General features: G+C 55.1%; 22 protein-coding genes. 10 read left to right on the forward strand and 12 right to left on the reverse strand.

The genetic code is table 11. The features are described 5' to 3' along the window. Positions 1 to 199: 199 nt before the first annotated feature. A complete protein-coding gene (locus tag JX360_RS10465; protein ID WP_244350609.1) occupies positions 200 to 667 on the forward strand; it encodes a peroxiredoxin family protein in 468 nt (155 codons plus the stop codon). A 13-nt stretch (positions 668 to 680) separates the two neighbouring features. Here JX360_RS10465 and JX360_RS10470 read toward each other — a convergent pair whose 3' ends face one another. Further along, the gene (locus tag JX360_RS10470) at positions 681 to 3,041 is read right to left on the reverse strand and encodes a glycoside hydrolase family 31 protein (protein ID WP_244350610.1); all 2,361 of its coding nucleotides are present in this window, start codon (positions 3,039 to 3,041) and stop codon (positions 681 to 683) included. A gap of 156 nt (positions 3,042 to 3,197) precedes the next feature. Between JX360_RS10470 and JX360_RS10475 the strand changes: the two genes are divergently transcribed. After that, positions 3,198 to 4,406 (forward strand): PQQ-dependent sugar dehydrogenase, encoded by a 1,209-nt coding sequence (locus JX360_RS10475; RefSeq protein WP_244350611.1) that lies wholly within the window; start codon positions 3,198 to 3,200, stop codon positions 4,404 to 4,406. A gap of 132 nt (positions 4,407 to 4,538) precedes the next feature. On the opposite strand, the gene psbH is transcribed toward JX360_RS10475, so the two are convergent. Continuing rightward, on the reverse strand, positions 4,539 to 4,742 hold the full coding sequence (gene psbH, locus JX360_RS10480; RefSeq protein WP_244350612.1) for a photosystem II reaction center phosphoprotein PsbH: 204 nt from the start codon (positions 4,740 to 4,742) through the stop codon (positions 4,539 to 4,541). Between the two features lie 233 nt (positions 4,743 to 4,975). Between psbH and psbN the strand changes: the two genes are divergently transcribed. Both psbN and dapF read left to right on the forward strand, forming a co-directional pair. Next, positions 4,976 to 5,107, forward strand: coding sequence for a photosystem II reaction center protein PsbN (gene psbN, locus JX360_RS10485; protein ID WP_244350613.1), 132 nt, complete (start codon positions 4,976 to 4,978; stop codon positions 5,105 to 5,107). A gap of 27 nt (positions 5,108 to 5,134) precedes the next feature. Then, the gene (dapF, locus tag JX360_RS10490; RefSeq protein ID WP_244350614.1) at positions 5,135 to 6,016 is read left to right on the forward strand and encodes a diaminopimelate epimerase; all 882 of its coding nucleotides are present in this window, start codon (positions 5,135 to 5,137) and stop codon (positions 6,014 to 6,016) included. A 26-nt stretch (positions 6,017 to 6,042) separates the two neighbouring features. Here dapF and JX360_RS10495 read toward each other — a convergent pair whose 3' ends face one another. From JX360_RS10495 to JX360_RS10520, 7 genes are all read right to left on the reverse strand, one after another. Continuing rightward, positions 6,043 to 6,678: a hypothetical protein gene (locus JX360_RS10495; protein WP_244350615.1), complete on the reverse strand. Its 636-nt coding sequence runs from the start codon at positions 6,676 to 6,678 to the stop codon at positions 6,043 to 6,045. Between the two features lie 102 nt (positions 6,679 to 6,780). Beyond that, positions 6,781 to 7,080, reverse strand: coding sequence for a sensor histidine kinase (locus JX360_RS10500; RefSeq protein WP_244350616.1), 300 nt, complete (start codon positions 7,078 to 7,080; stop codon positions 6,781 to 6,783). A gap of 5 nt (positions 7,081 to 7,085) precedes the next feature. Beyond that, positions 7,086 to 12,752 (reverse strand): ATP-binding sensor histidine kinase, encoded by a 5,667-nt coding sequence (locus JX360_RS10505; RefSeq protein ID WP_244350617.1) that lies wholly within the window; start codon positions 12,750 to 12,752, stop codon positions 7,086 to 7,088. A 102-nt stretch (positions 12,753 to 12,854) separates the two neighbouring features. Continuing rightward, a complete protein-coding gene (locus JX360_RS10510) occupies positions 12,855 to 13,124 on the reverse strand; it encodes a hypothetical protein (RefSeq protein ID WP_244350618.1) in 270 nt (89 codons plus the stop codon). A gap of 54 nt (positions 13,125 to 13,178) precedes the next feature. After that, on the reverse strand, positions 13,179 to 13,313 hold the full coding sequence (locus tag JX360_RS17595; protein WP_279611420.1) for a hypothetical protein: 135 nt from the start codon (positions 13,311 to 13,313) through the stop codon (positions 13,179 to 13,181). A gap of 76 nt (positions 13,314 to 13,389) precedes the next feature. Continuing rightward, entirely contained in the window at positions 13,390 to 14,676 is a 1,287-nt protein-coding gene (locus tag JX360_RS10515; protein WP_244350619.1) for an O-antigen ligase family protein, read from the reverse strand. Then, on the reverse strand, positions 14,676 to 15,059 hold the full coding sequence (locus tag JX360_RS10520) for a 2Fe-2S iron-sulfur cluster-binding protein (RefSeq protein WP_244350654.1): 384 nt from the start codon (positions 15,057 to 15,059) through the stop codon (positions 14,676 to 14,678). The genes JX360_RS10515 and JX360_RS10520 overlap by 1 nt, the downstream gene beginning before the upstream one ends. 145 nt (positions 15,060 to 15,204) lie before the next feature. On the opposite strand from JX360_RS10520, the gene JX360_RS10525 reads away from it, so the two are divergent. The 3 genes from JX360_RS10525 to JX360_RS10535 all read left to right on the forward strand — a co-directional run bounded on the left by JX360_RS10525 (position 15,205) and on the right by JX360_RS10535 (position 17,434). Further along, entirely contained in the window at positions 15,205 to 15,657 is a 453-nt protein-coding gene (locus JX360_RS10525) for a phosphomannose isomerase type II C-terminal cupin domain (RefSeq protein ID WP_244350620.1), read from the forward strand. A 71-nt stretch (positions 15,658 to 15,728) separates the two neighbouring features. Further along, complete coding sequence (locus tag JX360_RS10530) at positions 15,729 to 16,664, forward strand: ABC transporter ATP-binding protein (protein WP_244350621.1); 936 nt, start codon at positions 15,729 to 15,731, stop codon at positions 16,662 to 16,664. Beyond that, positions 16,661 to 17,434 (forward strand): ABC transporter permease, encoded by a 774-nt coding sequence (locus tag JX360_RS10535; RefSeq protein ID WP_244350622.1) that lies wholly within the window; start codon positions 16,661 to 16,663, stop codon positions 17,432 to 17,434. Before JX360_RS10530 ends, JX360_RS10535 begins: the two co-directional genes overlap by 4 nt. A 140-nt stretch (positions 17,435 to 17,574) precedes the next feature. Here the strand turns inward: JX360_RS10535 and JX360_RS10540 are convergent, their stop codons facing one another. Both JX360_RS10540 and JX360_RS10545 read right to left on the reverse strand, forming a co-directional pair. Further along, positions 17,575 to 17,772: a hypothetical protein gene (locus JX360_RS10540; protein WP_244350623.1), complete on the reverse strand. Its 198-nt coding sequence runs from the start codon at positions 17,770 to 17,772 to the stop codon at positions 17,575 to 17,577. Between the two features lie 301 nt (positions 17,773 to 18,073). Next, positions 18,074 to 20,008 carry an SPFH domain-containing protein gene (locus JX360_RS10545; protein ID WP_279611421.1) on the reverse strand — a complete coding sequence of 645 codons (1,935 nt, stop codon included), beginning with the start codon at positions 20,006 to 20,008 and terminating at the stop codon, positions 18,074 to 18,076. Between the two features lie 656 nt (positions 20,009 to 20,664). Between JX360_RS10545 and JX360_RS10550 the strand changes: the two genes are divergently transcribed. Both JX360_RS10550 and JX360_RS10555 read left to right on the forward strand, forming a co-directional pair. After that, positions 20,665 to 22,098 (forward strand): serine/threonine protein kinase, encoded by a 1,434-nt coding sequence (locus JX360_RS10550; RefSeq protein WP_244350624.1) that lies wholly within the window; start codon positions 20,665 to 20,667, stop codon positions 22,096 to 22,098. A gap of 418 nt (positions 22,099 to 22,516) precedes the next feature. After that, positions 22,517 to 23,245 carry an SDR family oxidoreductase gene (locus JX360_RS10555; protein ID WP_244350625.1) on the forward strand — a complete coding sequence of 243 codons (729 nt, stop codon included), beginning with the start codon at positions 22,517 to 22,519 and terminating at the stop codon, positions 23,243 to 23,245. Between the two features lie 60 nt (positions 23,246 to 23,305). Here the strand turns inward: JX360_RS10555 and JX360_RS10560 are convergent, their stop codons facing one another. Then, on the reverse strand, positions 23,306 to 24,718 hold the full coding sequence (locus tag JX360_RS10560) for a phosphoglucomutase/phosphomannomutase family protein (protein ID WP_244350626.1): 1,413 nt from the start codon (positions 24,716 to 24,718) through the stop codon (positions 23,306 to 23,308). Positions 24,719 to 24,983: 265 nt separating this feature from the next. Between JX360_RS10560 and phnD the strand changes: the two genes are divergently transcribed. Then, positions 24,984 to 25,988, forward strand: coding sequence for a phosphate/phosphite/phosphonate ABC transporter substrate-binding protein (gene phnD, locus JX360_RS10565; RefSeq protein WP_244350627.1), 1,005 nt, complete (start codon positions 24,984 to 24,986; stop codon positions 25,986 to 25,988). Positions 25,989 to 26,049: the final 61 nt, after the last annotated feature.

The following is a 26,049-nucleotide window of genomic DNA, read 5'->3' on the forward strand; positions in this document are numbered from 1 at the left end:
GCTCCATGATGGTTGACTGTACTGATTGTCAAGGTTCTGGGAACGCCCGGGGCCATCTGCCTCATTGGCGCTTTACTAGCCTATGCCCCATAACCATGCCCTGTCAACCCCCTGGAAGAGGTTTTTTTAGACAAAGAAGGGATCCGGATCCTCTCCCGTTAGACTGTGGGAGGTACTTTAGCGTGAGTCGGACGGCCTTATGGCGATCGCAATTGGTGCTGCTGCCCCTGACTTCAGCCTGCCTGCGGTGGGGAAAGGGATCCCGAAGGGATCCCAAATTTCGCTGGGAGCCTATCGCGGCAAGAGCAAGGTGTTACTGGCTTTTTACCCGGCAGACTTCTCCCCGGTGTGTACGAGTGAGATGAGTTGTTTTCGGGAAGATTGGGGAGCGTTTCGGGCAGCGGGGTGTGAGATCTTGGGGATCAGCAGCGACCCAATCTCGAAACACCAAGAGTTTGCTGAACAGTTGAAGCTGGAGTTTCCGCTGCTGAGCGATGTGGATAGGGTGGTCAGTCGGCAGTATGGGGTGGATAGCCTACTGGGAACTCGCCGGGCTTACTTTGTGATAGATAGCCAAGGGATCCTGCGGTATCAGCATGTAGAGTGGTTGCCGGTATTTAAGCGGGACAATCAAGAGCTGTTAGAGGCCTTGAAGGAAATTGTGTAGAGCAATGGGGGGTTCAGACTGGGGAAAAGCTGAGTTGATGCCTTTGTCCGTCATCTCTGAAGGAGAGAGGGGCATAGCCCAAGGGTTCAATGACCCAAGTACGGTTGGCAGGGATCCAGTTGCCCTGGCGGGGGGTAATCTCCAGTAGCAGCTGAGCCTCGGTTTGCCGCAGATGGAAGGTGGTGGTTGCCCAGTCTCCTGCTTGGTAGTTGAGGGTGCGCCCATCATCTTCGTAGAGGGTGAAGCTGCCGTCACCGGGGTAAAGGCGAAGGGTGAAGGGATCCCAGTTGGCGTTGGCAGTACAGGGTTGCACGGGAGCGAGAGGGAAAATGGCTCCTGCCCTGACAAAGAGGGGCATGTGGGCTAGGGGGGCAGGCGCGAGGATATGAGTAGGGCCGTGGTAAGACTGGCCGGTCCACCAGTCAAACCAAGTACCTGCCGGTAGGTAAACTGCCCGTTGCCGGACGCCCGGGCGTACCACAGGGGCGGCTAGCAGCCAGGATCCCAGCATGGCTTGGTCAGAGAGGTCGTAGGTTTGTGGGTCATCCGGAAATTCGTAGAGCAGAGGCCGCAAAATGGGAGCTCCGGTTTGGCTGGATTCCCAAAACAGGCTGTAGAGGTAGGGCAGCAATTGGTAGCGCAGCTCGATGGCCTGCCGACAGATGGCTTCGACTTCTGGGCCAAAGCACCAGGGTTCGTGGGGGCGGGTACCCATGGCTGTATGGCCGCGCATAAGGGGGTAGAGGATTCCCATTTGCATCCAGCGGGCGAACAGTTCTGGGCTGGCATTGCCCCCAAAACCGCCGATATCAGCCCCGACAAAGCTCACGCCCGATAGGCCCAAATTACAGAGCATGGGGAGAGACATTTCCAGGTGCTCCCAAGAGGACTGGTTATCACCTGTCCAAACGGCTGACCAGCGCTGGATCCCGGCATAGCCGGAGCGGGTCAGGACAAAGGGGCGTTGAGTGGGGTTGAGGCGTTCCAGTCCTTCGCGGCAGGCCCGGGCCATCATCAGGCCATAGAGGTTGTGGGTTTCGGCGTGGGTGGTGGGTTCGGAGGGGGATCCCTGGGGGGCATCGTGGGGGATATCGACGATCTGACCGCCATCTCCAAAGGGCCGATCATTGAGGGCAGGTTCATTCATGTCGTTCCAGATGCCGGCGACGCCCACTTGGGTGAGCACCTTTTGCCAGTCTCCCCACCATTGCCGTACTTCCGGGCGTAGAAAGTCGGGGAAGAGGGTTTTCCCGGGCCAGACGTACCCATGAAAAAGGTGGCCATCAGCGCGACGAATGAAGAAATCTTGGGCTACCCCCTCATCGAAGACGGCATAGTCGGCTTCTGGGTCAAATTTGACGCCTGGATCCACAATGGTGACCACCTGGAATCCTGCTTGATGGAGTTGTGTGATTAACTCTTTGGGATCCGGAAACCGCAAGGGATCCCAGGTGAAGACCCGGTAGCCGCGCATGTAGTCGATGTCTAAGTAAAGGACATCACAAGGGATGTGTCGCTGTCGAAACTGCCGCGCTATGGCTTGTACTTGGGCAGCGCTGGAGTAGCTCCAGCGGCATTGCTGATAGCCTAGGGCCCAGAGAGGGGGTAGAGGGGTGCGGCCAGTGAGTTGGGTATAGGTGTTCAGGACTTGAGCGGGGGTGGGGCCGTAGAGAAGGTAGTAGTCTAGCTCAGGGGCATGCACTTCGAGGGTCAGTTGCTCAGGATCTGTTTGGCCCAGATCAAACTGGCTCCAATGGGTGCAGTGGAGGAACAGCCCATAACAGAGGCCGGGACGAAGGCAGAGGGCAAAGGGAATGGCTTGGTAGAGATTGTCGCTGTGGGCATCGTAGTTCCAACAATCCTGCGTCCAGTGGCTGTAGCGTCTGCCCCGTTTGTTTAACAGGCCGGCCCGCTCCCCCAGGCCGTAGATCTGCTCTTGGGGATGGAGGTGCTTGTGCAGTTGGATCCCTTTGGCATCCCAACTGAGGTTGCGGTTACCTTCGATATCGGTGGCAAAGGGCTGCCCCTGGTGATCTTGAAAGCGGAACCGAATTGGATCCCGGTCGATGTAAACCTGCACCAGAGCGGTAGATAGTTGCACCTGAGTTGGGCTTTCTTCTAGTTGAAAGGGAACGGGTGGCCACTCCTCATCGGCAAGGGCTACATCCCAGGAACGACGGGGTAAGGGTTCTCCGGTGGGGCTGAAGCGCAGACGCAATAGGCGGGGGGTGAGGACTTGGACTGACCAACTTCCCTGGGTGCAGATCAACCGGATCCCAGTCGGATGCACCTGTAGTTGCTCAAGGGATCCGCAGGTTTGCTGTCGGGGTGGGCGGGCGGGAAATTGGGCAAAGACCTCAATCGGCTCCAGCATCGGTTCGGGATCCCTGATCAACACCGCCTTAAAGACTAACCCAGCCGGTCAAAGACAACTCATGCCCGCAACCAACTCTGCCGCCAGGGGAACCTCAACCGAAAAAGGCAGTAGCGATAATTGATAAGGAATGTAAATGTCGCTAGGGGACAGCGAATGAAAATCAAGCTCCGAACCATGAAGCACCTCCCCACCCTGCTCTTTGTTTTGGGAATGGCGGTTGCTCCAGCTCCGGTGAGGGCCAATCCCGTCAGTGCGGAAGCGGTAATGACCTTACAGCAGGGAACCCATGCCCAAGCGCTACCCAGAGCCAGAACCGAACAACCCTTTCGCGTGACTTCTTTGGCCAATGGGCTAGAACACCCCTGGGGTATGGCCTTTTTGCCGGATGGCTCAATTTTGGTGACCGAACGTCCGGGGCGACTGCGGCTAGTGACTGCGAACGGCTTGGATCCGCAACCGATTGCTGGGGTGCCGGAGGTGGTGGCCCGGGGACAGGGAGGCTTGTTGGATGTGGTCTTACATCCTGAGTACGACGAAAATGGCTGGATTTACTTGGCTTACTCGGCAGCAGAGACGCCGGGATCCACGGCAGCGGGAACGCGAGTGGCACGAGCCAGGCTGGGGCTAGAGGGGCTTTACGATTTGGAAGTGATCTTCGACATGGCGCGGAAGACGCCGGCAGGGCAACACTTCGGGGCACGGCTTGCCTTCGATGAAGACGGCTTGCTCTACATTGCTACTGGGGATCGAGGTGAACCGGATCGCGCTCAGGATCTGGGGGATCATGCCGGAAAAGTGCTGCGCCTCACCGACTCGGGTGGGATCCCTGCGGACAATCCTTTTGTAAATCAAGCGGGGGCTTTGCCAGAAGTTTATACCTATGGCAACCGCAACATTCAGGGCCTCACTCGTCACCCAGAAACCGGAGCGATTTGGTCCCATGAGCATGGGCCGCGCGGTGGCGATGAGATCAACATCCTTGCTCCAGGGGTGAACTATGGTTGGCCGCTGATCAGCCATGGGCGGGAATATACCGGTGGCCCTGTAGGGGAAGGACGGTCGGAAGCTCCAGGTTTGGCCTCACCTCTGTTGCACTGGACCCCCTCCATTGCTCCTTCGGGCATGACGTTTTACACGGGCGAAGCCTTTCCAGAATGGCAAGGGAATTTGTTTGTCGGGGCACTGGCGGGACAACATCTAGCCCGCTTGCAACTGGAAGGGGATCAGATCGTGGCGGAAGAGCGTCTTCTGGAGGGAGCCGTCGGGCGAATTCGCGATGTGCGGCAAGGGCCGGATGGCTTGCTGTATCTGCTCACGGATGCCCCCAATGGCTCCCTGTTGCGGTTGGAGCCGGCATCCTAGGTTAGAAATCTTGAGGGCTCTCCTCGTCAGAAGCGGGTAACGCACCAGAAAAAGCCGGCCATGGGTCGGTCAAGCCCACCTCCTGCCACCGGCTTTTGTATCCCACTTAAAATGGCACAGGCTATGGGAAGCTCAGAAGCTAAGGCTTTCCCAGGAGACGTTGATATTTTCCAGGAGCAGTGACTTGTTGTAAATCTGCAGAATAATCAGCAAAAAGACGGTGAAAAGGCCCATGAAAACCGCCATCAGAGGCGTGGTTCCCCAGCCGGGAGCAACTTTACCGTATTCAGAGTTGAGGGGGCGCAACAGCTCGCCCAGTTTGGTACGAATGGCCATAGGTTCTCGCAGTAAGTCAGGAAAAGGACACTTGTCAACCAGTACAGACAGCTAACCGAGGGCGGCGATCCCCAGTGCCCCGCATTGCCAGCGTGGATCAGCTGAGGGCAAACCAGGCTCTAGCTTACAAAGATCAAGCTACCAGAATCTGGCTAACCGCTTTTGCCTTCGGCAAGGAATTGTAAACTTGTGTAATACTATAGTCTGATTCTCTCAGGATCGAAAGCACTGTTATGGAACCCACTTTTTCCTTGATCGTGGCAATTGCGGTTGTCACCATTTGCATCACCGCCTTTGCCATTTACACGGCCTTCGGCCCTCCTTCTAAGGAGTTGCAGGATCCCTACGAGATGCACGAGGATTAAAGCCTGTCGCTTCGGGATCCGGTTCGCATGTCTGCTCCGTTGCCATCGCCCCTCCCCTCCCGCCTTTCATTTCACAAGTATCAAGGGTTGGGGAATGACTTTATTTTGGTGGATAACCGCCAGCAGCCCCAGCCCTGTTTAACCCCCGAACAGGCCATTGCCCTTTGTGATCGCCGCTTTGGCATTGGGGCGGACGGGGTGATTTTTTTACTGCCGGGGCAAGCGGGGGCGGATTTCAGCATGCGTCTCTTCAACAGCGATGGCTCTGAGCCGGAAATGTGCGGCAATGGGATCCGTTGTTTGGCCCAGTTTTTGCACCGTTTGGGGATTCCCGGTCGAGAGGGTGCTTACCAAATTCACACCTTGGCAGGACGGATCGTGCCGCAGTTACGGGCGGATGGACAGGTCACTGTTGATATGGGGATCCCGCGCCTCCTCGCCGGCCAAATTCCCACAACCCTGGCTGAAGCTGAGCAAAAGGTGATCCAAAAACCCCTCTCTGTGGCCGGACGAGAGTGGCAGGTGACCGGGGTGAGTATGGGCAACCCCCATTGCGTGACTTTCTTGGGAGCCGGTGAATCGTTAGAAGATCTGGATTTGCCGGTGGTGGGACCCCAGTTTGAGCATCATCCTGCTTTCCCTGAGCGGACCAACACAGAATTTGTACAAGTGCTCAGCCCGACTTGTCTGCGCATGCGGGTTTGGGAGCGGGGAGCAGGGGCAACCCTGGCCTGTGGGACGGGAGCCTGTGCGGTTCTGGTGGCTGCGGTTTTGGAGGGACGGGCCGAACCCGAAGCCACGGTGGAGCTGCCGGGTGGAAACCTGGAGATTCGCTGGGATCCAAGTACCCAGCATGTGTTTATGACCGGGCCTGCCCTACATGTCTTCAGCGGTACAGTAGCTGAATAGAGGCTGAATGGATCCCCATGAGTTGTTCAAGCTCCCAGACCCCATAGGAGAATTGCCACCAGAGATAGGATCCCGTAGGTAACACTCCAGCCCTGCCGCCAGATCAGCACCACCAGGATCCCCATCAACACCAACCCCATGCCCAAGCCGATCTGCCGAAACAAGGGGTGCACCCGTGCTACTAGCCAGCGCTTCAGCCAGGGGAACCCTATGCCGAAAACCAGCGCTACTGCCGGTGGAATCAAATCCACCCGCTGCCATCCCCCCAATATGTAGAACCCACTCAGGCAAATCCCGAGGCAAAAAAACAGCACCCGCATGCCGGGATAGTCTTGCCGGTGGCTCATGGCTCGGCGGGAGGATTCCTCGGAGTTGGCCAACACCAATGGTTCCACTGCAAAACTTTCACTCCACTCCGGTGCATCGGCCTCTTGCCCGCGACACCACAGATAAACGTTGACTTTGCGGAGGTCTTGTAACATCGAGGCTTCGACAGCGGTACGGATAATCTCCATCAACTGCAGCGTATCTACCACATCCCCCGGCAGGCGCTCCAGTAGGACATTCAAAATCGGCCCCTTCAACTCAGCTCGGCCAAACAGGCGCAAGTCCGCCAGTTTATAGTCGAGAATTTGGTTTAGGGTTTTGAGCTGGCGACGCATGGGATCCCGTAAAAAAGGGCAGCTGTCTGAGGGGAGCTTTCAACATAGCTAGTTTAACGAGTGGAGCTGAAATCCCGAGTGCAGCACACGCGTAAAGGCCGATTAGCTTAAGGGCAACAGAATGCGGAAACAGGTGCGACCCGGTTGGCTCTCCACCTCGATCCGGCCTTGGTGCTTGTCCAGGATGCGGCGCACGATATCCAACCCCAGGCCACTGCCTTCCCCAGCGGGTTTGGTGGTGAAAAACGGCTCGAAAATGCGTTCCCGTAGCTCAGCGGGGATCCCTGGGCCAGAATCGATAATTTCCACCACGGCTTCGGATCCCTGCGGATAGGCCCGCACCTGCAACTGCCCTTTACCCTCCATGGCCTGAATGGCATTGTGAATCAGGTTCGTCCACACTTGGTTTAGCTCGTCGGGGTAACAGAGGATCTCCGGCAGAGGCTGGAAGTCACGAATGACTTCAATCCCCTGTTTGAGCAGGTTGTGGTGGTGAGCACCACCTCCAATCCCTCGGTGAGAGCGGCTCTGCTTTTTTCACCCGTACTGCTGAACCGGGCGTAACTGCGCAGGGCAAAGACGATCTTGGAAACCCGTTCGATGGCCAGGCTGATGTTGTGGCCGTTGCGCATTTGGCTGCTTAAATCCCGGGCCGTTTCTAAAATGTGTTCCCGCAAGGGATCCCTGAGCAAGGTTTGCCACCGCTGCGGTTGTTCGGTGATGCCAATTTCCACCAACAGACTGGCCAATGCGTGCAAATCGAGGGATCCCAACTGCATATTTTCCAAGGCTTCTACTAAAGCACGGCGCAATTGTCGTTCTTGGCGGGGAGAGAGTGCCATCGAGGTTTGGCTACAACTTTGTACCAGCGCCAGAAAATCGGTTTGCCTCTCTGGAGAAAGCTGCTGAAACAACAAGGGCAAACTCCGCAGAGATCGTTCTAGAGCAGTGGTGATGTTACCAATCGAGGCGCGGATCGCACCCAGAGGTGTATTGATCTCATGGGCAATGTTGGCCACCAATTGACCCAGAGCCGCCATTTTTTCCGATTGGATCAACTCCTGTTGGGTTGCCTTCAATTCTTCTAGGGCTTGGCTTAAGGCTTGAGTGCGCTCCCGAACTTGCGCCTCTAGGGTGCGGCTGTACTCCGCCATCAACTGTTCCGCCTGCTTGCGCTGGGTGATGTCTTGAAAGGCCACAACCCCGTAAATGACCTGACCCTGCTGGTTGTAGATTGGGGAGCCCCAACACTCCAGAGGGATCACTTGCCCCTCCGGATGAATTTCCATATCTTCAACACTGCTGGCCTGCCCCTGAAAAGCTCGCACCAAAGGCAAGTCCTGGACAGGATAGGGTTCTGTCGTACCGGCTTTGTACACTTGATACTGGTGAGATAAATCCTCAACCGCAGTCGTTTGCAACACAGGCCCACCCAACAGTTCTGTGGCACGACGATTGGCGTAGTAGGGGATCCCTTGGGGATCATAAACGGTTACCCCAACGGGCATGGCTTCGAGGATCTGGGCTAGGTGATTTTGGCTTTCTTTCACCTCGGCGTACAGTTGGGCATTGCTGATGGCGATGGCCGCCTGGCCGGAGAGCAGTTGCACCACCTCCAGACGGGCGGGGGTAAAGGCCGCCGCCGTTAAGTTGTTTTCCAGATAAACCAACCCCACCAACTGCCCTTGATTCAGCAACGGCGCACAGAGAATGGAACGCACCTGCCGGTGTTGAATGGAGGGATCCGTCGCAAACCCCCCTTCTTTGGCCGCATCCGCTAAAACCAGACTGGCTTGGGTACGCTGCACATAATTGAGCACCGATTCTGGCAACGGGATCCCGGAAAACTCTGCCGGGGTTTGAGCCACCAACCGCAGTTCCTCCCCTTGTGCACCAGGATCTGACGCACCTTGATTCAGCAACAATACCGCCTGCTGTGCCCCGGCATTTTCGATCAGAATTTGCATCAAAGTCGTCAGCAGCTTATCCAGTTCAATCTCTTGGGAGAGGGCTTGTGCCGCCTTGAGGACACTGGCCAGATCCAGCCGGGACGTGGGAGTACCCCCAGATGTAGACAGAATGCGAGTGATGCTGACAGGCTGATCGGAGCCCTCGAGAAAAGCAAGAGGATAGCGCTGCTCCAAATCCAGAGCTTTCGCGGGAGCTTGCCAACGGCGATAGGTGTGGTGGGCTAAACGGAAATAGGTGTAGGCAATTTCTTCAAAGTCCTGTTCCAAGTAAAATTCTGCCGCCAGTTCGTAGGCCAAAGCTTCTTCGTGGAGAAAGCCCCCTTGCTTCGCCCCTTGAATGGCCCGCCGGTAGGCTAGCATTGCCGTTTCTAAGGATCCCTGTTGTCGTGCCCATTCCGCCTCGAGCAAATCTACCTTGTGCTGGTAATTGGTCGGGGCATGACTGGCCCAGAAACGCAACTTCTGCAAATGGGTTTGGAAGCGCTCTTGGTAGGCCCCCCGCTGATCTTCCGCTTGTTGGGGGCGCAACCGACAGAGCGCCAGGGCCTCGTAAAAGGGGATTTGGCTGGAGATCATCAAACTGGCGGCGCTGAGTTGGTAGGTGGCAGCCTGTTGAGCGTGATCTAGCGCTTGTTCCTCCCGATGAAACAGGTAAGCCAACATACAGGCAGCCAGATGGTAGCCGTAGAGGGAGGTGTAGTTTTGGGTGGCTTGAAAGAAGGGCACCATTGCGGTTTCATCAAACGCGACCCCTCGCAGCTGGGCTGGATCCCCGTCGGGATCCGGTTGGTGCAGATTCAGGACAAACTGCTCCCAGATTTTGCAGTAGTTGGCATAAAAGTCTTGTTTGAGGTTGTGGAGCAATTCTTTGTAGGCCACTTGGTGCCCGCGAATGGATCCCAGCGGTTCCCCGCAGAGGGTGATGTTGGCGTGCCAGGTGGAAACAGCGGTGGTGGCCCACTCTAAATCCCCCACTTCTAGACCGGTGGTAATCGCCCGTTGCAGGTCTTGGGTGACGGTAGGGGCCGGATCCCGCCAGTGGCGGATGCAGGCATTGAGCAAGACTTCCACTTTGCATTGAATGGGACTGCGCCCTGGGGTGGGAAGAGCTGGCGGCGGCTGAACTGGTGCTGCACTGTCCGACGGAAAGGAAAAGCGTTCTAGCAGGTCTTGAGCGATTTGACCAAAGCGATATCCCAAAGCCAAGTCTTCAAAAATGCCGCACAACAAGAGGCCGTAGTAGGCATAAGCAAAGGGAGCCAGATAGGAGTTGCCCTGATCCAAACACAATTGCACCGTTGTAAAGACCAACTGCCCCAACACCTGCGGGCGGGCAATATAGGCAGGGCTATGCAACATCACCAAAATTCGCATCGCCGCCAAATACTGGGGATCTTGCATTTCTGGCAAATGCAACAATTCCTCTGGGGCTTCCACCACAGGGGGATCGGCTCGCAAAGGGATCCCTAACCGTTCTAAGGCCGCCAAACCCAGATCCAACGCCTCAACCATCTGGTTTTGGGCAATGGTAGAGAGGATTTTGATCTCATCAATGCGAGCCTGTTCCAGAGGGGTCTGACAATGGGCCAGGAGCCTGTTGGCCAAGTGCTCAGCTGCAGCAAAGTCTGTGTTCAGGTAGCCCACTTCCAAAGCCGCCAAATGCAGCTCCCAAACCAAAGCACGATTCTGTTCCCAAGCCTGCGGAGGCAGCAAATCCAGCCCCACCTGCAAATAACGAGCGGCAGAGGCATAGGCATTTTTCTGTTTGGCCTGTTGACCCGCTTGTAGATTCAGTTGAATCAGTTGCCAGCGGGAGGCATCCTCTTGAACCTGGGTTCTGCCTGCATTCAGTTGCGGCACAATTTCAAATTCAAACAGGTGCTCTTCTGTGGGGGTTGCTTGAGCCAGCAGCCATTGGCCAATCTGCCAGTGTTGGGATCCCTTTTCTGCGTCTGAGAGCAGCGAATAAGCCGCTTGTTGGATGCGGTCGTGGCGGAATTTCAGCTGGATATCCAGCTGCGATGCGGGCCAATCGTCTTGATCCGTTCCTGCTAGGGTGCCGTGGGCGTAACTCGCGGCTGTCTCCAAAAGGCGATACCGACCATCCAATGGAAACACCAACCCCTCCTGCAATGCAGGGCGCAGATCATCCCACAGGTGCGCCAAAGTGAGAGGGGATCCCGAATCAGTGCTAGCCAGGTTGGCCAGCAACCGCAGATCAAAGCTGGTGCCCACACACGCGGCCAGTTGTAGGGCTTGACGAGCACGCGCTGGCAACCCGCCAATTTTGCTCGCCATCAGATCCACCACATTGTCGGTGATGCCCTTGGCTGCGATTTGAGTTGTATCCCAAACCCATTCCCCGGACTGAAACCTGAGCAACTGTTCAGCCGCCAGGGTTTTCAAAAATTCTGTTGCAAAAAAGGCGTTGCCCTGGGTTTTGGCCTCGATCAAAGTGGCCAAGGAAGCACAGCGCTCGGTTGCAAGGCTGAGGGTATCCGCCAACCACGCCATCAAATCCTGGTGCTTCAGGTTATCCAGATGGATCTGGTGCAGTGTACCGTGGCGAAGCCCCTCGATCGTCAAGGCCAACGGATGAACAGCATCTCCAGTTCCCGAAAGAATTTCGTTGTCTCGGTAGGCTCCAATCAGGTACAAGTGGCGCAGTTCGGGATCCCGCAGCAGGGCTTGGAGCAGCTGTAGCGAGGCCGCATCCGCCCACTGCAAGTCATCCAGAAATACCACCAAAGGCCGCTGCGGTTGGGCGATGGCTCGTAAAAATTGCCCAAACAAAAAATGGAAGCGGTTCTGGGCCTCACGGGATCCAACACTGGGTACCGGGGGTTGGGATCCCAAAATCACCTGCAATGCTGGAATCACATCGATGAGCACCTGGGCATTCTGTCCCAAGGCGGATCCCAGCCGCTCTTGCCAACCCTGTAGCTCGCTATCACTGGCCACCAACACCTGTTCACACCAACCGCCAAAGGCTTGAGCGATGGCAAAGTAGGGAATATCCCGTTTGTATTGCTCGTATTTACCTGCCACAAAACAGCCGCGCCGCGCCGTGATCGGTCGATGCAATTCATGAATGAGGGCGGATTTTCCCACCCCGGCATACCCCCCCACCAACATCAGCTCCAGGGATCCCTGGCTGGCCCGTTCAAACCCTGCCAATAGCTCTTGGTATTCTCTCTCCCGTCCATACAGCTTCTGGGGAAATACCAACTGAGCCTGTCGTTCAGCTTGTCCCAACGGAAAAGGCTTGATTTCACCCTGGCTGCACCATTGTTCCAGACATCGTCTCAAATCGGCTGCCAAACCTGCGGCGGAAAGATACCGATCCTCAGCATTTTTGGCCATCAACTTGTTCACCAAGTCAGCCACCGGTTGCGACACCTCCGGTCGTATCTGAGATAAGGGTGGCGGCGACAGGGCAATGTGGCTGTGAATCAGTTCCAAGGGATCCTGGCTGGCAAAGGGGAGGTGTCCAGCCAGCAACTCGTAAAAGGTCACCCCGAGAGCGTAGAAATCGCTACGGTAATCGACGGCCCGATTCATCCGTCCGGTTTGTTCCGGTGAAAGGTAAGGCAGCGTTCCCTCCAACACTTTGGGATCTTGAAAGGGCAGGATCTCCCGCGATAACTGGGTAGAAATACCAAAATCAATAATCTTGACAGCGCCAGTGTTCGGATTGAGCAGAATATTGGCGGGGTTGAGATCTTTATGGATTACCTGTGCGGCATGGATCTCGGCCAAGATCTCGGCAATTGATAGTGCCAATTCCAAAAACTGTTCCAGATCAAGGTGTCCAGCCAAACCCAACCGGGCCAAAGATTCCCCACCAAAATCCTCTAGCACCATCAACAGCCGCCGCTGGTCTTGTTCGAGACCATAGACCTTGGCGATCCCTGGCAAATCGAGATGCCGCAGCAGGTCATATTCCCGCCGAAACCACGCCACCCGCTCCGGAGTAGGATCCGCTTCTTTGAGCACCTTTAACACCACCGGCAGACCATCCGACTGGCGAATGCTGCGATAAACCAGCGACTGCGCCCCCTCGTACAGCTTTTCGGTGATGCGGTAGCCAGATAGGGTGAACATAGACGTTCCGGTGCAGGAGAGAATCCCTGAGGGTTAGGGGATGCCTTAATACTGCCTCAGGATCCCGAACTCGACCGCATCCGCATTAGGACAAAGAATACCTCAAACGCCCCCCATGACTCGGATCCCTACCCCTGGCAATCTTCTGGACTCGCCGGGATCCGACCGGAAGGTCACCACGACCCCAGAGATATTCCCGGCAAGGTCGGTAATGGGGGCAGCACTGGCGGAAAAGAAGTGCTCTGTTTGGGCCTTATCGATCAGTACGGTGGCGGGAGAGAGCCCCAGGGTTTTGCCCTGATTCAGCACTGCGGCCACCAAATCTGGATGAGGCTCCCGAGTTTCTTGATTCAACCCCACCTCCAGCCGCATAACGTTCGGATCCGTCCCACTGACTCGGAAAAGAAACCCTTTTGCTGCCCCCAGTCAATCTGCTGCCTGCTGCACAATCATCTGCAGCAGTTCGGGCAGCTCACGCCGATCCAGCAGCGCCAACCCAATCTGGTGTAAGGCGTTGAGATAGCGATTCTGAGCCAAAAGATCGGATGAGGCACTGGTCATCCTTGGCCTGCTGAAGTAGTAGTGAGTAAGACTGCTTCACGGTAGATCCGACTGTGGCTTTTGGGTAGTCTCATGTTCAGGATCTTTCAGGATCTATCCCTCGCCCTTCCTGCCCAGCCCCCAGTGCTGCTCCCAAAAGTAAGGTCACCAACAGATGGATCCGACCATCCAAGATCACCACATCCAACAACCCAGAGGCCAGCCAAGCAACTAGCGCCAGGAGGATCCCCAACAGCACCCCCTCTTGAGTCTGCCTCCATGTCCGCCAGCTGCGCCACAGGATCCACCCCCACAGCAGCAGATAGCCCAGCAAGATGGGGATCCCGCCCTCAACCGCCAGATGCAGATACCAATTGTGACAATGGCCCAATAGCTCCGGTGGATTTTGGGCATTGTACAGCTCGGCGAAGCTCTGCCATCCCCAGCCGGTTAGGGGACGTTCTTGCACCCTTTCCAGCGCAAAACGCCAGGCATCCACCCGATTGGCGGTGGAACTGAAATAAGTGGCCTGCGGGTCGAAGGTATCGGCCAAACGACTCCAGAGCAACCGTGGCACAACGGCTCGCCAACCGGGCCAATCCAAAGCCGCCGCCAAAGCAGCGATTCCCGAACCGATGAGGATCCCTAACCCCCACCAGCAGCGTCGGATCCCCAACCCCAGCAGCAACACCAAAGCCCCCACTCCCCAGCCATTGCGGGAGGCGGTCAAGATTAACAACAGGGATCCCAACCCAAGCGTGCTCCAGAGCCAGGCCGCTGTTGGCCAGTTGCCCTTCCCGTCCCGAGCCTTGTCCAACAACAGACCTGCTGCCAAGCAGAGGATGATCACCAGATAGATGGCCAGGATATTGGCTGAGGTAAAGGCTGCCGCCGGTCGCTCCCCCCCTGCCACCCCTATGATCCACATTGGCCCCAAAAACAGATCCCACCGCCAACCCCACAAAACCTCCCCCCAACCCAACAGCAGCAGCAGCCAGCTGCTCAGCACCAGCACTTGTGCCAAGCGTTTGCGCTTCACCGCACCCGCCAGCACGCGGGCAAAAACTGGCAGCATCCCCAAAAAGGGCCAGTAATTGAACATGCCCGGTAAACTCAGCCGCCAATCGTGCCCCAGCAGGGCCACCACCACCACTGCCAAGCTCAACCCCAGAGCCAGCCGATGCAAGGGATCCCGCAACACCTCCCACCCCCACTGGCCATAGCTGCGACCGAGGCCGAGCAGCACCAACAGTAAACTGGGGGCCAAATTCACCGGGATCAAGGCCGCCGCCGCCAAGAGCCATCCCTCTTGCCAGAAGGGGGGTATCCTTTGAGTTCCCCTAGAAGAAAGCGCAGAAGGTTCCCCAGCTGTAGAGGAGGACATTACTCCTCCTCAAGGGGAAGCCCCGGTCTGACCCGTCCTTTGCCGAAGTAGCGCCCAAATTGCAACTCATACACCTCATCTTCATCCTGGGTCTCCACCCATAGCTCCGAGCGCGCATAGCCCACACACAGCAGCCCATAACCCTGCTCCTTCAACTCCCGCGAGATCCCCATTGCTTCTGGTTGATAAAGGGATCCCTGTCGTACCCGCACCGCACAGGTGGTACAGGCCCCATTGCGACAGGCAAACGGCAGCTGGATCCCTTGGGCTTCTGCGCTGGCCAAAATGTACTGATCGGCGGGCACCTGAATCAAATAGTGTCGATCCCGTTGGCGATCGTGAATGTGAACCGGATAGGAGACAGCAGACTGGGGTGAAGTCATGGAGGACAATAGCGTTTTCCCGAAGCCAGATACCTTCTCATGATCCCACAGGATTCTGTCCCGCTGATGTAACCGGAACCGTCTTATTGGGGATCCCAGGAGGGCTGGGATAATCTAAAAGCACACCCCTGAGGAGGGCAACTCCATGCTGGAAACCCCTAAGCCAGACCTGGCTCCACCAGACAAACTCCCTGTTCCCCTCTCTGCCGAGACTTTGGCCCAGCTGATCGAGAGCAATACCGAAAGTCGACCCTGGGGCACCTTTACCGTGCTTGAGGAGGGCCCCGGCTATAAAATCAAGCGAATCGTGGTGTTGCCCAAACATCGCCTCAGCCTACAAATGCACTACCACCGCAGCGAACATTGGATTGTTGTGGCCGGCACCGCCAAAGTCACCTGTGGAGACGAAGAAAAAATCATCACCTCCAACCAATCCACCTATGTGCCCCCCTGCACCCAACATCGCTTAGAAAATCCGGGTGTCATTCCGCTGGTGATCATCGAAGTACAAAACGGTCAGTACTTGGGCGAGGACGACATCATTCGGTTTAGCGACGATTACGCCCGAACCAATGGCAGCCAACCCCAAAAAGCCTAAGCCTTCTGGCCGTGACCCGCTGAACCCGACTGAGCAACTCGGTTTGATCCCCCCCTTTGAGTGATTGCAGGATGAAAGCCCTAGAAGCCGAGCACCTGAAAAAGTCCTACCAACAGGGGGGCAAAACGGTACAGGCGGTGGTGGATGTCTCCTTGGCCATTGCAGCGGGGGAGGTTCTGGCTTTTTTGGGGCCTAATGGAGCGGGTAAAACCACCACGATTAAAATGATTGCTGGATTGATTCGCCCGGATGCCGGTAGGGTACGCATTGTCGGGCGGGATCCCCACCGAGAGGAACAGGCCCTGGCGCAGGTGGGCGCGGTGCTGGAGGGCAATCGGAACCTTTACTGGCGGCTTACCCCTCTGCAAAACTTGGAATACTTCGGCGTATTGCGGGGCCTAACAGCCAAAACCGCTCGGCAACGGGGATTGGAGCTGCTAGAAACCTTTGGGTTGATGGAAAAACAGGGGGTAGCGGTACAAACCCTTTCGCGGGGAATGCAACAAAAACTGGCGATTGCCACTGCCCTGATTCACCGTCCGGCTTTGCTGCTGTTGGATGAACCCACCTTGGGATTGGATGTGGAAGCAGCCCAAACCGTCAAGTCCCTGATTCGTCACATCGCTGCGGCGGGTCAGGCTATCCTGCTCACCACCCATCAATTGGATATTGCTGAAGTGCTCTCGGATCAGGTGGCCGTGATTCAACAGGGGGTGATTATCGCCCAAGCACCAACCCGCGAACTGATCCGACACTTTGCTGGCGCTGCCTCTACTTATCACATTGAGTTGGAACAAGCCATTGACAGTGAACGGGCTACTCAACTGGGATCCCTGGGCGTCGTGGTCGAGGAGCCCCATCGGTTGCGGTTCACCGGCTCCTCTGAGGAGTTGTATCGGATACTGGACAAAATGAACCCCATCCCCCTACTCAGCATTAAGCGAGCAGAAGCGGATCTCACCCATGTTTTTCTCAAGTTATTGAGAAAGGGAAATAGGCAGGGATGATCCAACTCTTTTTGGCCGAGTTAAAACGTTCCTGGATCCAATACATTCGCTATCCCGTTGAGGCCCTAGGTGGGATCCTGATCACCACGTTTTTCTTCTATGCCTTGTTTGTTGGGGCTCAATACGTGGCGGGGCCAGCCTCCCAATTTGGAGAACGCTTAGATGCTGTGGTGATTGGCTATGTGTTGTGGACGCTGGTGATCTTTATCGTTAATGATATTGCTTTGAATTTACAGGTCGAAGCCCAAACCGGAACCCTGGAGCAAGTCTTGCTATCCCCTTTCTCGGCAGCATCTATTTTTTTGGCCCGCGCCTGTGCCAGTTTTTCGTTGCGCTTCGCATCGGTCACGGCCATTTTGCTGGTGATTTTAGCGCTGACGGGCAGCCGACTACAGTTCCCTCCCAGTTTAATCTTGCCCCTCGCCAGTGTGGTATTGGGAGCTTACGGATTTTCTTTTTTGCTTGGATCTGCCGCCCTCATTTTCAAGCGGATTCAACAGCTTTTGATCATCAGCCAGTTTGGTTTGTTGTTTCTTTTGGCTACTCCTACCGAAGAATGGCAGGGATCCCTGAAATGGGTGGGGCAAGCGTTACCGATGACGGCAGGAGCTGGGCTGTTGCGGGATGTGATGGTACGGGATGTGGGCTTGGATGGGCTGCGACTGTTGATGGCTTTGATTACTGGGGTTGTGTATTTTGCTCTGGGGATGGTGGCCTTTCGCTGGTCAGTTCGGGTTGCCAAAGATCGCGGCATTCTGGGATCCCAGTAGGGCTAATCTTCGGGATTGACATGAGATCTTGAGGAGACCTGAACATTGAGGCTCAACATGGAGCGGCGTACTCCGGTTACCCTCCCAAGGTTCTTAATGCGAAACTGAGCAGCTCTCAGCAGCCTTCATTTTCAACCAACTTATACTGAGCGAGCGGAAAAATCGTCCGGCACAGCCACAACTCGACGGGTAAACAGAGCCTCAATGAGACGATCCAGCGCCACCAAATCATCCGGGTCAAAGTCACTTGACTCCAAAAGCTGATCCAACCGCTGCTCCTGACGAGAGGTGAGCATCTCGGTCTGTAAAATTTCTTCAATCAGGGAATGAACACGCACAAAGATCCCCCCTCACCAGTCACCACCCCAACCTTAGCTAGCCCGAAACCTAGCCCTAAAGACAAAGCCCAGGCTTTAATCCTTCTCTTTCAAGGGTACTGGAGTGAATAACCCAGCAACCACAGAAAAAGTTCAGAAACAGCAAGATCAAAAAGATACAAAAAATAAAGTGTATGAGTTATTAATACTACGAGAATGCCCTGGAACGGCGAGGTTCGATGCGTCCAGAAGATACAATTTTAGAGATTTTAATGCTTGCTTTATAATCTGGAGATTCTCTGGGTTCTGGAGTGCTCCCCTTTTAGCCTTCTTCTTCAGATGGGATCCCCTGATGCACCTCAGCTTTGGGAGCGGGAGGATTGGCGTCTGGCTGCCGCAGTAAGAGCGCAACCCGTTCTAGCCAAGAGCCGAGTTTATCTTCTTTTAGGATCCCACTCAGCAACTCTAGGCCGCTGCTAGAGAGCAATAGCTTATTAATTTCCGTAGCCGAGGAGCCATTGCCCATACTGCCCCCAAAACTGTAGATGCGGGCATCCCCTAAGACCCCCGGTTTGGGGGCGAGTGCCTCCAGTGTTTGGGGCAGTTGCTGGACGAGATCCGGCCACAGCTCTTTGATTAACTCAGCGGTGAGGGTGGCGGTGCTGACGGTGTTTTGAGCCGCTAATTTAGCTCGGATCCCTTCTGCCTCCGCCAGGGCTCGATCCCGTTCGGCTTCAGACAGAATACGGATCGATTCTGCTTCAATTTGGGCTGCCTCTTGGGCAATTTGGGCTTGTCGTTTACGACGGAAGGCTTCAATCTCCACCACGTTGCGCTCGCTGATGTTGCGTTGTTCAGCCTCTTCTTCGGCAGAAATAATCGCCAACCGTTGACGACGTTCCGCTTGTTCCAGTTCACGGGCGGTTTGCACCCCACTTTCAGCTTTCACTCGTTCCGCTTCGGCTAGTAGACTTTCGCGGCGTTTGTTAGCAATGGCAATTTGAGCTTCTTCCCGGGCAATTTGAGCCTGACGTTCAGCAGCCGCGATTTCCACCTGGGATCCCAGTCGGGCGGACTCAATCGCCTGTTGTCGTTGAATCTCGGCAGTTTCCGATTCCTGTTGTTGCAGGATTTGCACGATTTTAAGTTGTTTGTTGCGCTCCTCTAGGGCAATATCGGCATCAATTTGACTTTGCTGGATGGCCAGCTTTTTGCGGATCTCTTCTTCTTCTACCGATTGCATTTGTAAAATTTTATTCCGCTCCACAGTGGCAGCTTCTCGCACCTGTGCCTCTTGAATTTCTCGTTCTCGTTGGGCTTTCAGGGCTTCGAGTTGCAGCTGCTGCTCCATACGGGCACTTTCTTTCTCCTGCTGAATCAGAAGGGATTGCTTCTCAGCATTTAGCTCTTTCTGTTCGATGGTGACTTGGGTGGTCAGTTCCACCTCTCGTTTTTGTTGGATGGATTTTTGAATGGTCTCGGTGCGGAGGCGAACTCCCTGGGCATCGAAGAAGTTGTTGGTATCGTAGGTGTCGCTTTCCTCTACTTCCGAAATAGCGATGTTGTTGAGAGTCAGACCAACTTTTTTAAGATCTGGCTCGATCAGATTGAGAACCTCTTGAGCAAAGCCCAATTTGTCTGAATCGATCTCGGCTAAGTTCTTGGTTTTGGCAGCAGCTCGAATCGCATCATCTGCTCGTTTTTCTAGAGCATTTTTGATGTCGTCGGGAGTAATTCGCCCTGCTTGAGACAGTCTGGCTGCTGCCGTCAGCACATCTTCTTCGGTGGCATTGATACAGACAAAGAAGGTGACCCGCATATCCGCTCGCAGGTAGTCTTGGGTGCGCACCGCCAGTTTTCCAGTGCGTTCCACATCAATGGAAATTTCCCGCAAGGGTACCCGCGTCAGCTCATGAAAACCCGGTAAAACGATGCAGCCGCCATTCAGGATCACAGTCTTTTTCTTCGCCACAACCCCACCCGTGCGCACAAAGGCTTCGTTGTTAGGGGTGATGACATAAACGCGGGTATAAGCCCAAATGGCTAAGAGCAACAGAAAGACAATCGCCCCAGCCACCCCAGCAAAAAAGGTGGGGCCACTCAGTAGTTGGCCGCGGGCCGATAACGGGATCCCGCTGGTTTGGGTTGAAGTCGTCGGTAGCGGAGGGCGTTGCGGGAGAAGGGCAACCTGTGCCTGCGGCAGATCCAGCTCGCTGGGGATCGGCAAAGATTGCAGCAAGGTTAGCCAAAATAACATCAGGGATCCCTCTCTACTTCAGATGAGTTCGTTCAGATGGGTCAGATAGACAAGAGCACTGTGAAGTGACATCCCATCACCTTCGCTACGTCCTGAGCATACAACAAGACCTTCACTCCTTAATTACAGCCCTTTAATGCTCCGCAGTCGCGTGTTGCGTAGCATTAGCGTTGCGTAGCATTAGCGTTGCGTAGCAACAATGCCTACGGCAGGCTGCGCCACCCCAAAAGTGAACGCGGGTTTGCGACAGCAACAGCTGTGTCCCTAATCAATTTCAAAAGTATGACCCTCCGGGTCGTCCGTAGGACGAGAGGCGTTGGCAAAGCCTATCGGAGACAGACGCGCTAGCGTGCCCTGGGTGCAAAGGGCTGTAAATAAATTAAGTTAATAAGCTATAAAGAATTATAAAGTTTGCCGCAAAGCCAGCCTGTTTGGGAATTAGGGCGGTCGAGCAAATGGTTTCCAAAACAAATGGGATCCCTGAAGGCCCCGGGACATGGCCCATCCCCCTGAGCAGAGGGCTCCAGAAAATGGGTAGATTGTTGTTGAAATCGATTTTTGGGTCGGCGAACAGGCTAGCGAACACAACCCAAGCTGGCTAGGTGTCCATTCTTTACTCCCTGCCACACTGCTTCTCACTCAATGTCACCCAATGTATGAATGCCTCCCCCCTTTGGAACCAGCGGTACCAACCGGAGCGACAACTGAGCAAGCGCAGCGGGCGGCAAACCTGGCTGGCAAGAGATCTCACCACATCAGAACCAGTGATCCTCAAGTTGTTGTTCTTCGGGCCGGATTTTGATTGGGCCGACCTCAAACTTTTCGAGCGGGAAGCCCAGATCCTGCAAACTCTCTCTCATCCGGCTATTCCCCAATACCGTGACCACTTCGAGATCACCCTTGAGGGCGGGCGTGGCCTAGCCTTGGTACAGACCTATATTGAAGCCCCTTCTTTACAGGAGTGGATCGATCAAGGGCGGCACTTCACAGAACCCGAGGTGCGAACGCTGGCCAAAGCGCTGCTCGGGATCCTCATCTACCTACACAGCCTGCATCCCCCCGTCATTCACCGAGATCTCAAACCCAGCAACATCCTGTTGGGATCCGACCAGCAGGTTTATCTGGTGGATTTTGGCTCGGTTCAGGCTGCTGCCCCACGGGAACAGGGATCCTATACGGTGGTGGGGAGCTATGGCTATATGCCCCTAGAGCAATTTGGCGGCAGAACCGTCCCTGCTTCGGATCTCTACAGTTTAGGGGCTACCCTGATTCATTTGCTGACCGGACAACATCCGGCAGATCTACCCCAGGAGGGATCCCGTGTGGTGTTCGAGCAAGCGGTTAATGTCAGCGTTCCCTTTCGGGATTGGTTGCGCTGGCTCACAGAGCCGTTGGTGGGGGATCGCCCGGCCTCAGCCCAACAAGCCCTAGAAGCCTTAGAGAACCTGGAACACCACCCAGGTTTGATCCGGCTAGAAGCGGCAACCGTACCGACGCGGCAACCGGCGGGTAGCCTTATTCAACTGAGCAAATCAGAACGGACATTTCAGGTAATCATCCCAGCCAATGGATTTTCTGGTGGTGTTTTGGTTTTGATCCCGTTTGCCATTGCTTGGAATTCTTTCATTACCTTTTTCACAATCATGTCGGTTGGGTTTGCTCCCTTTCCAGCCAATCTGGTGTTTGGCCTGTTCACACTCCCCTTTTGGACAGTGGGACTGGGGATGGTGGGAATGATTATTTATGGCTTATTTGGCAAAGCTCACCTGCACATCGACAGCGAACGAATTGGCTTAACCCATGAAGTCTTTGGCATCCCCTTTCGCAAAGTGCCCCGCAGTTGGAGACGCGATATTAACCGTCTAGAGCTGGTGCCCCGACATCACAAACGAGATTCGGATGGGGATCGGGTGGAGGTAAAGCCGCAGTTAAATATCTGGGCTGGCAACCGTAAATATGAATTGGGATCCGGGATCCCTTTGCAGGAGCCAGAGTTGGAGTGGCTGGCCTCGGAGCTGAGCCGTTGGTTAAAAGTACCCGTTACCTCCCAGGAATCTCTCCAAAGAGTAAGGCGAGATCTCAAAGGATAAGACAAGACTTGGAACGGGGTAAAAGCTAATTTACAGCCCTTTCATGCTCCGCAGTCGCGTGTCGCGTAGCATTAGCGTTGCGTAGCAACAATGCCTACGGCAGGCTGCGCCACCCCAAAAGTGAACGCGGGTTTGCGACAGCAACAGCTGTGTCCCTAATCAATTTCAAAAGTATGACCCTCCGGGTCGTCCGTAGGACGAGAGGCGTTGGCAAAGCCTATCGGAGACAGACGCGCTAGCGTGCCCTGGGTGCAAAGGGCTGTACGTACCATTGGAGATGTTTCGAAAATTCACTTCAACTGGGTATCCAAGGCCTTTAGCGGCTCCCAATCCTCAACCCCACTCCCTACGGCCTCTCTGACCCAGATCTACAGGAGATCCCTGTGTATGATAGGGAAGAGAGTTTAAGAAATGTAAAGTGACATCCTCATTATCGCAAGCAGTCATTTTGATCACAGGAGCAACGGGCGGCATTGGTAGTGTCCTTGTCCCCCGGTTGGCTCAGGCGGGATCCCATTTGGTCTTGGCAGCTCGACGGGCAGAACCTCTACAGGCTTTGGTGGAAAAAGCGACCGCTCATGGGGCCAGCTCCGCCACAGGGATCCCTACTGATGTAACGGATTATGCCCAGGTGGAAGCTCTGGTTGCCCAAACGGTACAGCAGCATGGGCGCATCGATGTGCTGATTAACCTAGCCGGGGCCGGGATCCTAAAGCCTGCTCCTCAGATTACCCCTGAAGATCTGGAGCGCATGTTGTCGGTCAACCTCAAGGGCAGCTTCTACACGAGTCAGTGGGTTGCCAATCACATGCGTGAGCAGAAATCCGGACATATTCTCAATTTCCCTGGTATCTTGGGTCGCCATCCTATGGCCATGGCTTCTGCCTACTGTGCGGCCAAGTTTGGTGTGGCTGGGTTTAGCAAGTGCATGGCCGATGAGCTGAAGCGATTCGGAGTTAGATTCACCTTGTTTTACTTTGGCGGCGTAGACTCCCCCTTCTGGGATCCGATTAGCCTGAAAGTACAACGGGACAAAATGCTCAGCCCTGCCACCGCTGCCGAGGCAATCCTGTTTGCCCTTTCTGCACCTCCTAATGCCGTTCCCAGTGAAGTGGTGTTGCAGCCGGAGAGTCACCAATTCCTCTGACGGCAATTTCTTCGCAAAAAGAAAGCGCAAGGAGAAAGCATGCAAAGATTCTCAGGCCTGTTAGGCAGTAGGGGCACTTCCCTTGGCGATTTCACTGGCCCAATCCAGCAGACTGTTAACGGAATCGATATCCTGGGCTTCTGCGTAGAGGCGTAGTAAGGGTTCCGTGCCACTGCCACGAATCATGACCCAACTGCTATTGGCCAGGGTGAATTTGTGGCCATCCTGGTCAAAATGCTTGACAACGTTCTGCCCCAAAATCTCAGCTGGGGGATCCACATGGAGCCTTTTCAGAACTTGAGTTTGTTGGGTTTGATCGGTGAGGTGCAAGTCGCGGCGTTGGTACACAGAGGTGAATCCAGCTCGTTCTTGCAGAGTCTGGTAAATTTCGCTCAAGTCTTGCTTTGTTTCTGTGACGGCTTCGATTAGATACAGCCCCGAGAGCAGGGCATCCCGTTCAGGAATATGACCCAGGTAGCCGATCCCACCCGATTCTTCCCCGCCCAGCAACACCTCAGTGCTCATCATGCGCTCGGCAATATACTTGAAACCCACGGGCATTTCCGTGATCGGTAGGCCGTAGTATTCTGCCACCTTAACGAAGAGCTCAGAACCACTAATGGTTTTGACAATTTCACCGCGCAAACCGCGCCGCCCTGCCAAATGATCGATCAGGATTGGAATAAGGATTTGCGGGCTGAGAAAGTTCCCGTGGCCATCAATAGCCGCAATCCGATCCGCATCTCCATCAAACACTAGCCCGATTTTCAATGGAGCGGGATCCGCTGCAATGACCTGAGAAGACTTGCGCAGGTTTTGAGGTAGTGGCTCCGGAGGAACCCCCCCAAACAGGGGATCCCGATAACCCTGCAATTCCGTGATGGTGTTTCCCAAAAGACGGGTGAGGCCGCCCGAGCCAGAGCCAAACATAGCATCCACCCAAATCTTGGCCGGGGATTTTTTGAGCGCGTCCAAATCCACAAAACGGCTCAGTTGAGTAACATAGCTTGGCCAGGGATCCCAGCTTTGAATCGGCGCCTTCTGGGTATTGACTGATGACAGGTTTTGCATCTCCTGCTCAATTTCGGTGGTAACCTCCGGCGGCACGGATCCGCCAAAGCCTCCCTTGACCTTAAGGCCGGAATAATGGGCTGGGTTGTGACTGGCGGTGATCACCAAAGCTCCGTGGCATCCTTGTTCTTTGGCCGCCCAACTAAAGGCAGGGGTCGGAGCCGCACAAGCGGAGAGGTAAACCGGGATCCCTAGGCTGGCGACCACTTCCGCCGTATGAGCTGCAAATTGTTCTGAAAGAAAGCGGTTGTCATACCCGACCACGATCCCTGCGCCGGGGTAGGTGCGGGCCAACACTTGGGCACTGGCTTGGGCTGCAATGCCTAGCCGTTCAAAAGTGAAACCCTCAGCAATAACGGCGCGCCAACCATCGGTGCCAAAGCGAATTGGGGGGGTGGGCATGACTTGTTGTATTGGATCCCGTCGCATCAACTCATAGCATGTTCTGAGTAAAAAAGCGGACGGTCACCACCTTGGTGCATTTCTGGGAATGAAAGGTAAATAAATTAAGTCTCTAAGCACGGGATCCCTACCCGAAATTTCTCGGATTGGGATGGATGCTTACCATTCCTAAATCTGAACTTAACAACTACTTAACCCTGGGCTGCTATTTTCTTTCTGTTCCTTGAAGAAAGATTAAGCCCTCACTGAGGAGTCAATACACACTATGATGAAAACTTTCTTGGCCAGTCGTCGCTCTGTGCTCGTGGGTCTGGCTGCCACTGTGGCCGGTGCTTCGCTGGCTTTAACCGGATTGGTGCATGCCCAAGCCCAGGATTGCCCTCGCTCACCCCAGATGGATGAGCGTTTCTGTGACCGCGATGGCGACTTGGTGGCAGATGCCCCCGAAGATCCGAGCGAATGGATCGACCCAGATACCTTGATCTTCGCCTATACCCCTGTGGAGGATCCCTCTGTTTACGAGAACGTTTGGGCTGAGTTTCTCGAGCACTTGGCGGAGGTGACTGGCAAAAACGTGGAGTACTTCGGTGTGCAATCGAATGCGGCTCAGTTGGAAGCGATGCGGGCGGGCCGTTTGCACGTTACCGGCTTTAATACTGGCTCTGTCCCTTTGGCAGTGAATGCTGTGGGCTTCCGTCCTTTTGCCATGATGGCTAGCTTGGATGGCAGCTTCGGCTACGAAATGGAAATCATCGTCCGGGCCGATAGCGATATCCAAACTCTTGAGGATGTCCGTGGACGGCAAATGGCCTTCACTTCCCCGACATCCAACTCTGGTTTCAAGGCTCCCTCAGCGTTGCTGCAGGCTGAGTTTGACATGATCGAGGGTCGTGATTTTGAGGCGGTGTTCTCCGGTAGCCACGAAAACTCCATCTTGGGTGTGGTGAACGGGGACTATGATGTAGCCTCCATTGCCAACTCAGTGCTCACCCGTATGGACGCTCGCGGTGCAGTGAACAAAAATGATCTGCGGTCTATCTACGTGTCCCAAACCTTCCCGACCACCGGCTATGGGTATGTTTACAACCTCAAGCCGGAATTGGCAGAAAAAGTGAAAGAAGCTTTCTTCACCTTTGAATGGGAGGGAACCAAGCTGGCAGAAGAGTTTGGCAAGAGTGGCGAAGAGCAATTCATTCCCATCACCTACAAAGAGTACTGGGAAGTCATCCGTCAGATCGATGAAATTCAGGGTGTGGAGTACAGACTCTAAGCCCAAATTGCTAAGTTCAGCCTAAGTGGATCGGGATCCCTGTTCAGCCAGGGATCCCTTT

Origin of the sequence: Thermostichus vulcanus str. 'Rupite', assembly GCF_022848905.1 — a bacterium.
Classification (GTDB): Bacteria; Cyanobacteriota; Cyanobacteriia; order Thermostichales; family Thermostichaceae; genus Thermostichus; species Thermostichus vulcanus_A.

What these genes read in the sequence shown, in the direction of transcription:
- JX360_RS10465 (WP_244350609.1), top strand. Translation starts at nt 200, where the DNA reads ATGGCGATCGCAATTGGTGCTGCTGCCCCTGACTTCAGCCTGCCTGCG.
- JX360_RS10470 (WP_244350610.1), bottom strand. Translation starts at nt 3,041, where the DNA reads ATGCTGGAGCCGATTGAGGTCTTTGCCCAATTTCCCGCCCGCCCACCC.
- JX360_RS10475 (WP_244350611.1), top strand. Translation starts at nt 3,198, where the DNA reads ATGAAAATCAAGCTCCGAACCATGAAGCACCTCCCCACCCTGCTCTTT.
- psbH (WP_244350612.1), bottom strand. Translation starts at nt 4,742, where the DNA reads ATGGCCATTCGTACCAAACTGGGCGAGCTGTTGCGCCCCCTCAACTCT.
- psbN (WP_244350613.1), top strand. Translation starts at nt 4,976, where the DNA reads ATGGAACCCACTTTTTCCTTGATCGTGGCAATTGCGGTTGTCACCATT.
- dapF (WP_244350614.1), top strand. Translation starts at nt 5,135, where the DNA reads ATGTCTGCTCCGTTGCCATCGCCCCTCCCCTCCCGCCTTTCATTTCAC.
- JX360_RS10495 (WP_244350615.1), bottom strand. Translation starts at nt 6,678, where the DNA reads ATGCGTCGCCAGCTCAAAACCCTAAACCAAATTCTCGACTATAAACTG.
- JX360_RS10505 (WP_244350617.1), bottom strand. Translation starts at nt 12,752, where the DNA reads ATGTTCACCCTATCTGGCTACCGCATCACCGAAAAGCTGTACGAGGGG.
- JX360_RS10510 (WP_244350618.1), bottom strand. Translation starts at nt 13,124, where the DNA reads ATGCGGCTGGAGGTGGGGTTGAATCAAGAAACTCGGGAGCCTCATCCA.
- JX360_RS17595 (WP_279611420.1), bottom strand. Translation starts at nt 13,313, where the DNA reads ATGACCAGTGCCTCATCCGATCTTTTGGCTCAGAATCGCTATCTCAAC.
- JX360_RS10515 (WP_244350619.1), bottom strand. Translation starts at nt 14,676, where the DNA reads ATGTCCTCCTCTACAGCTGGGGAACCTTCTGCGCTTTCTTCTAGGGGA.
- JX360_RS10520 (WP_244350654.1), bottom strand. Translation starts at nt 15,059, where the DNA reads ATGACTTCACCCCAGTCTGCTGTCTCCTATCCGGTTCACATTCACGAT.
- JX360_RS10525 (WP_244350620.1), top strand. Translation starts at nt 15,205, where the DNA reads ATGCTGGAAACCCCTAAGCCAGACCTGGCTCCACCAGACAAACTCCCT.
- JX360_RS10530 (WP_244350621.1), top strand. Translation starts at nt 15,729, where the DNA reads ATGAAAGCCCTAGAAGCCGAGCACCTGAAAAAGTCCTACCAACAGGGG.
- JX360_RS10535 (WP_244350622.1), top strand. Translation starts at nt 16,661, where the DNA reads ATGATCCAACTCTTTTTGGCCGAGTTAAAACGTTCCTGGATCCAATAC.
- JX360_RS10545 (WP_279611421.1), bottom strand. Translation starts at nt 20,008, where the DNA reads ATGTTATTTTGGCTAACCTTGCTGCAATCTTTGCCGATCCCCAGCGAG.
- JX360_RS10550 (WP_244350624.1), top strand. Translation starts at nt 20,665, where the DNA reads ATGAATGCCTCCCCCCTTTGGAACCAGCGGTACCAACCGGAGCGACAA.
- JX360_RS10560 (WP_244350626.1), bottom strand. Translation starts at nt 24,718, where the DNA reads ATGCCCACCCCCCCAATTCGCTTTGGCACCGATGGTTGGCGCGCCGTT.
- phnD (WP_244350627.1), top strand. Translation starts at nt 24,984, where the DNA reads ATGATGAAAACTTTCTTGGCCAGTCGTCGCTCTGTGCTCGTGGGTCTG.